This window comes from Bradyrhizobium sacchari (assembly GCF_002068095.1).
Taxonomy (GTDB): domain Bacteria; phylum Pseudomonadota; class Alphaproteobacteria; order Rhizobiales; family Xanthobacteraceae; genus Bradyrhizobium; species Bradyrhizobium sacchari.
In genome coordinates, this window is sequence record NZ_LWIG01000001.1 from 303607 (window position 1) to 310093 (window position 6487).

General features: G+C 66.5%; 6 protein-coding genes. 5 read left to right on the plus strand and 1 reads right to left on the minus strand.

Translation table 11 applies throughout. The features are described from left to right. Nucleotides 1–53 precede the first annotated feature (53 nt). The 5 genes from A5906_RS01425 (at nucleotide 54) to A5906_RS01445 (ending at nucleotide 5534) form a co-directional block, all read left to right on the plus strand. Complete coding sequence (locus A5906_RS01425; RefSeq protein ID WP_080133502.1) at nucleotides 54–1091, plus strand: ligase-associated DNA damage response exonuclease; 1038 nt, start codon at nucleotides 54–56, stop codon at nucleotides 1089–1091. Further along, nucleotides 1088–2965, plus strand: a complete 1878-nt coding sequence (locus A5906_RS01430; RefSeq protein WP_080133503.1) for an ATP-dependent DNA ligase — start codon at nucleotides 1088–1090, stop codon at nucleotides 2963–2965. The genes A5906_RS01425 and A5906_RS01430 overlap by 4 nt, the downstream gene beginning before the upstream one ends. Nucleotides 2966–3099: 134 nt before the next feature. Then, a complete protein-coding gene (locus tag A5906_RS01435) occupies nucleotides 3100–3405 on the plus strand; it encodes a DUF6460 domain-containing protein (protein ID WP_080133504.1) in 306 nt (101 codons plus the stop codon). 26 nt (nucleotides 3406–3431) lie between these two features. Beyond that, on the plus strand, nucleotides 3432–4166 hold the full coding sequence (locus A5906_RS01440; protein ID WP_080133505.1) for an MBL fold metallo-hydrolase: 735 nt from the start codon (nucleotides 3432–3434) through the stop codon (nucleotides 4164–4166). Nucleotides 4167–4169: 3 nt separating this feature from the next. Continuing rightward, nucleotides 4170–5534 (plus strand): MATE family efflux transporter, encoded by a 1365-nt coding sequence (locus A5906_RS01445; RefSeq protein ID WP_080133506.1) that lies wholly within the window; start codon nucleotides 4170–4172, stop codon nucleotides 5532–5534. A 126-nt stretch (nucleotides 5535–5660) separates the two neighbouring features. Here the strand turns inward: A5906_RS01445 and A5906_RS01450 are convergent. After that, nucleotides 5661–6487 (minus strand): quinone-dependent dihydroorotate dehydrogenase (locus A5906_RS01450; protein WP_245326550.1); only part of this gene is annotated, 827 nt, incomplete at its 5' end.

Here is a 6487-nt window from a genome sequence, read left to right on the forward strand (position 1 = left end):
CAGGTAGCGTGTGGGTGACTCGAAGATGCGGGGTCGCAACCTATATATCAGGCATGCGTCCGCAAGACATCCTGCTGCCAGCTGCTGCCGGCCTGTGCTGCAAGCCCGGCGGCTTCCATATCGATCCTGTCCGCCCGGTGGAGCGGGCCGTGATCACTCACGGCCATTCCGACCATGCCCGCGCCGGCCATGGCGCCGTACTGGCGACGCAGGAAACGCTGGACATGATGCGGCTGCGCTATGGCGAGAATTTTGCCGGCTCGACCCAAGCCATCCGCTATGGCGAGGAGATCCGGCTCGGCGACGTCAGTGTGAAATTCCACCCGGCCGGGCACGTGCTGGGCTCGGCGCAGATCGCAGTGACATGCAAGGACACCTGCATCGTCGCCTCCGGCGACTACAAGGACGCGCCGGATCCGACCTGCGCGCCGTTCGAGCTGGTGCCCTGCGACGTCTTCATCACCGAGGCCACCTTCGGCCTGCCGGTGTTCCGGCATGGCGATGCGAGCGACGAGGTGAAGAAGCTGCTGGCCTCGGTCGCACTGTTTCCGGAGCGCGCGCATCTGGTCGGCGCCTATTCGCTCGGCAAGGCGCAGCGCGTGATCGCGCTGCTGCGGCAGGCCGGCTACGACGCGCCGATCTACCTGCATGGCGCCATGGAGACGATCACCGGATACTACCAGAGCCGCGGCATCGACCTCGGCGATCTCATGTCGGTGAAGGGCGTGAAAAAGGCAGCGCTCGCCGGCACCATCACGCTGGCGCCGCCGTCGGCGACATCCGATCTCTGGACCCGTCGTTTTCCCGATCCCGTCACCGCATTCGCCTCGGGCTGGATGCGTGTGCGCGCCCGGGCGCGGCAGCGCGGCATCGAGCTGCCGCTGGTGATCTCCGATCACGCCGACTGGGACGGCCTCACCGCCACGATCGCGGCGACCGGCGCCGGCGAGATCTGGGTCACCCACGGCCAGGAGGATGCGCTGGTGCATTGGTGCCGGAGCAAGGGCCTGAAAGCGCAGCCGCTCGATCTCGTCGGCTATGGCGACGAGGAGGAGAGCGAGACGCCACTTACGGACGAGGCCGAAGCATGAACCGCTTCGCCGAACTCCTGGACCGCCTCGCCTACGAGCCCGGCCGCAACAACAAGCTGCGACTGATCACCGGCTATTTCCGCGAGGTCGGCGATCCCGATCGCGGCTATGCGCTGGCCGCGCTGACCGGCGCGCTCAGCTTCAAGCACGCCAAGCCGGCGCTGATCCGCGATCTCATCGCATCGCGCACCGACGAGGTGCTGTTCGGGTTGTCCTACGACTACGTCGGCGACCTCTCGGAGACGGTCGCGCTGATGTGGCCGAAGCGCGGCGCAAACAACAACGAGTCTTTTCCGGGCCACCCCTCTCCCCCGCCCTCCCCCGCAAGGGGGGAGGGAGCGCAGCGGAGCGCGCAGCGGCCGATGAGCACTACGGCTAACAGTCATCTGGCGAGTGATGGACCCACTGCTCTCTCCGTTCCCTCCCCCCTTGCGGGGAAGGGGCAGGGAGAGGGGAACCGCGGGCGAGATACTAGCGATGCATTCCACCCAAGCAACCACAACAACCCACCGCCCCCGACCCTCGCCGAGGTTGTCTCGACGCTGCGCACCCTCGGCAAGACCGAGCTGCCGAAGCAGCTCGAACGCTGGCTCGATGAGCTCGACGAGACCGGGCGCTGGGCGCTGCTAAAACTCGTCACTGGCGCGCTGCGCATCGGCATCTCCGCGCGGTTGGCGAAAACCGCGGCCGCCGCGCTCGGCGACAAGGATCCGCACGACATCGAGCTGATCTGGCCGGGACTCAGCCCGCCCTATCTCGATCTGTTCGCGTGGCTCGAAGGCCGCGGCGAAAAGCCGGTCAATCGCGATCCCGCGCCGTTCCGGCCGGTGATGCTGGCGCATGCGATCGAGGACAGCGATTTCGCCGCGCTCGATCCCGCCGACTACATCGCCGAATGGAAATGGGACGGCATCCGCGTGCAGGCGGTCGCGGGGCGCGATGAGCGCGGCCACATCACGGCGCGGCTCTATTCGCGCACCGGCGAGGACATCACGGGGAGCTTTCCCGATCTCGTGCCGTCGCTGCGGCTGCCGGGTGCGATCGACGGCGAGCTGCTGATCCTGCGCGAAGGCCGGGTGCAGAGTTTCAACGTGCTGCAGCAGCGCCTCAACCGCAAGGTCGTCTCGCCGAAACTGATCAAGGAATTTCCGATCCATTTGCGCGCCTACGATCTGCTCGGCGACGACGAGAATGATCTGCGCGAGCTGCCGTTCGCCGAGCGTCGCGAACGGCTGGAGACATTCGTCAGGAAGCTCGACGATCCCCGCATCGATTTGTCGCCCACTGTTCCCTTCGCGAGCTGGGAGGCGCTGACCGCCGCACGCGCCGATCCCGCGAGTGCCGGCGCCGGCGAGGATGCGGACGCCGTCGAGGGCGTGATGCTGAAACGGCGCGATGCGCCCTATCTGCCGGGGCGACCGAAGGGCCAATGGTGGAAGTGGAAGCGCGATCCGCACATCATCGACGCCGTGCTGATGTACGCGCAGCGCGGCCACGGCAAACGCTCGTCCTATTATTCCGACTACACCTTTGGCGTCTGGACGGCAGGCGATGGCGGTGACGAGCTGGTGCCGGTTGGAAAAGCCTATTTCGGCTTCACCGACGAGGAGCTGCTGCAGATCGACCGCTTCGTTCGCCGCAACACGACGGAAAAATTCGGCCCCGTCCGCCATGTCGTGCACGAGGGCGACAAAGGGCTGGTGCTGGAGGTCGCCTTCGAGGGCCTGCAGCGCTCGCCGCGGCACAAATCCGGCATCGCCATGCGCTTTCCCCGCATCAGCCGCCTGCGCTGGGATAAGCCGCCGCGGGAGGCGGATCGGCTGGAAACGCTGGAGAGGATGTTGAAGGCGGAGCCGGCGGAGATCGAGGTGTGAAAGTGTGCCGAGCCAGGAGGTGGCCCGTGGCCGCCCGAATTAAACTCCCGTAACCCGATTGACGCCCCGTTGCGGGTTCCCCATGTGCCTCGCCGTGCCCTATAATGGGGTCGAATCCGTCCAGGGAGTTTGCGATGGTCCAAGATGTCAGAGATTTGCCGGCCGGCCGCAGCGACGGCCTGAACCGCTTTCTCGGCGGCTCGCCGCTGGCGGTGGCGTTTCGCCTGATCCTGCTCTCGATCCTGGTCGGCGTCATACTGGCCGCGATCGGATTCGATCCCTGGAACATCATCTACAGCATCCGCCTGTTGTTCCAGCGGCTCTGGGATCTCGGCTTCGATACCATCAACTGGCTGTGGCGCTACTTCCTGCTCGGCGCGGTCATCGTGATCCCGATCTGGCTGCTGTCGCGCGTCTTCGGCGCGCCGCGCAACCGTTAAGGATGTGGTTAGGGAGTGCGCAGCCGATGCAACTGCGTTTCGTCGGCTGCGGTGACGCCTTCGGCTCCGGCGGCAGGCTCAACACCTGCTTCCACGTCTCGGGGCGCGAAGCGAACTTCCTGATCGATTGCGGTGCGTCGGCCCTGCCGGCGCTGAAGCGGCTCGAGATCGAGCGCGATGACATCGATCTCATACTCATCACGCATTTCCATGGCGACCATTTTGCCGGCCTGCCGTTCTTCCTGCTCGACGCACAATTCGCGCGGCGGACGCGGCCACTGACGATCGCAGGCCCGCAAGGCATCGAGACGCGGCTCGTCGAGGTGATGGAAGCGCTGTTCGAGCATTCCTCCAGGACCAGGCAGCGTTTCGAACTCAGTGTTGTCGCGCTCGCGCCCGAGCAACGCCATACCTTTGGTGCCGTGACCGTGACGCCCTACCCGGTCGTGCACGGCGAATCCGGCGGCCCCTTCCTCGCCTATCGCGTCGAGGCCGAGGGTCGCACGCTTGCCTACAGCGCCGACACCGAATGGACGGAGACGCTCATTCCGCTGGCGCATGGCGCGGACCTTTTCATCGCCGAGGCCTACATGTACGAGAAGGTGGTCAAGAACCATCTCAGCCTGAAGACCTTGGAGCAGCATCTGCCAGCAATCGGCGCAAAACGCCTCGTCCTCACCCATATGAGCGACGACATGCTGGCGCGCCTGGATGACGTGCCGCACCTTGCCGCCGAAGACGGCATGGTGCTGGTGTTCTGAAAGATGCACGCACCCGTCCATCCCGGCGTCGGCAGCCGGCAGGTGTTCGCCATCGCAGGTCCCGCGATGGTCGCAAACCTCACGACGCCGCTGATCGGCGTGGTCTCGACCACCGCGATCGGCCGGCTCGACGACGCGGCGCTGCTCGGCGGCGTCGCGATGGCCTCCGTGATCTTCGACTGCCTGTTCTGGCTGTTCGGCTTCCTGCGCATGAGCACGCTGGCCTTCACCGCGCAGGCACTCGGCGCCGGCGAGACGCGCGAGCAGACCGTGATCCTGGTGCGCGGCTTCATCGTCGCCGGCCTGATCGGCGCCGCGCTGATCGCGCTGCAATTGCCGCTCTCCGCCGTGCTGTTCGACCTGATGGGCGGCAGCGAGGGCGTGACGCGGGCCGCAAAGACCTATTTCATGATCCGGATCTGGTCCTCGCCCTTCGCCTTCGCCAATTACGTCATCCTCGGCTGGCTGGTGGGGCAGGCCCGCGCCAATCCGGCGCTCGCGCTGCAGGTCGTGATCAACCTCATCAACATGGCGGCGACGATCCTGCTGGTGCTGGTCTACGACACCGGCATCGCGGGTGCGGCGATCGCCGCCCTGCTGTCGGAGACGATCGGCTTCGTGCTCGGCGTGATCGTCTGCCGCCGCCATGCCGCCGGCGGCTTTGCCGTGCCCCGCGCAACGCTGTTCGATCGTGCCAAACTGATGCGGCTATTGGCCGTCAACACCGACATCCTGATCCGCACCGCGGCACTGATCGCCGTATTCCTGTTCTTCACAGCCAAGGGCGCGCGCGCCGGCGACGTCACGCTTGCCGCGAACTCCGTGCTCAACAATTTCCTGCTGGTCAGCGCCTTCTTCCTCGACGGGCTCGCCAATGCGGCCCAGCAGCTCTGCGGCCGCACCTTTGGCGCGCGCGATGCGCATGGTTTTTCGAATTCGACCCGGCTGGTCCTGCTGTGGGGGCTCGGCTTCGCGCTGGTCGTCGCGGTGCTGTTCGCGCTGTTCGGGCCGAACCTGATCAACGTCATGACCGCGAGCGAGGATGTCCGCCGCGCCGCGCGCGACTTCCTGCCGTTCGTCGTGCTCGCGCCGATCCCCGGCGTGTTCGCCTTCGGCTTCGACGGCATCTTTGTCGGCGCCACCTGGGCGCGCGAGATGCGCAATCTGATGCTGGCCTCGCTCGCGATCTTCTTCGGCGTCTGGCTGGCGCTGCAGTCGTTCGGCAATACCGGACTGTGGTGCGCGCTGATCGCGTTCTATGTGGCGCGCGGCGGCTTGCAGGGCGCAAGGTATCCGGCGCTGTATCGGGCGACGTTTTCTTCTCCCTCGACCCGCTTGCGGGGTCGGGACGAGCTACGCTCGCCCTGAGAGCGTCGGGGTGAGGGGGAGTCTCCGCAAGGACGGTGAGATTTGGACTCGCGGAGAGTCCCCCTCACCCAGAATTTGCTCTCGCAAATTCCGGCCTCTCCCCGCAGGCGGAGAGAGGCAAAGAGCTCACATCCCCGGCCAGTCTTCCGCCGTGAGCGTCGCCGCATCGGCGCCGACGATTTCGGAGAGCGAATCCCGGCCCGTGCGCAGCAGCGTCGAGGTGAGGTCGCGCTTGATCTCCTCGACGAGGCCGAGGCCCTTGTAGACCAGCGATGAATAAAGCTGGATCAGGCTGGCGCCGGCGCGGATCTTGGTCAGCGCCGCACCGCCGGAGTCCACACCACCGACGCCGACCAGGGGGAATGCGCCTTCGACGCGCACATAGGTCTCCGCGACCATCCGCGTCGAGAGACGGAACAGCGGCCGGCCGGACAGTCCACCCTGCTCCTTGGCCCGCGTCTCCTCGCGCAGCGTGCTCGGCCGCGCGATCGTCGTGTTCGACACGATCATGCCGTCGACCTTGCGCGAGCGCGCGACCTGCACGACATCGTCGAGCTGGGCGAGGCTCAAATCAGGCGCGATCTTGAGCAGCACCGGCGTGTCGCCGGCCTTCTGCCGCACCCGCTCCCGCGCATCGATCACGCGCGCGAGGAGATCGTCGAGCAGCGCGCCTTCCTGCAAATTACGCAGGCCCGGCGTGTTGGGCGAGGAGACGTTGACGGTGAAATAGCTCGCGACCGGCGCGAAGGTCTCGATCAGCTTGACGTAGTCGCCGACACGGTCGGCTGAATCCTTGTTGGCGCCGACATTGACGCCGACGATGCCGCCATGCTGCGCGCGGGCGGCGAGCCTGCGCAGCGCGATTTCCGCGCCGTCATTGTTGAAGCCCATGCGGTTGATGACGGCTTCGTCGCGCTCGAGCCGGAACAGGCGCGGGCGCGGGTTGCCGGCTT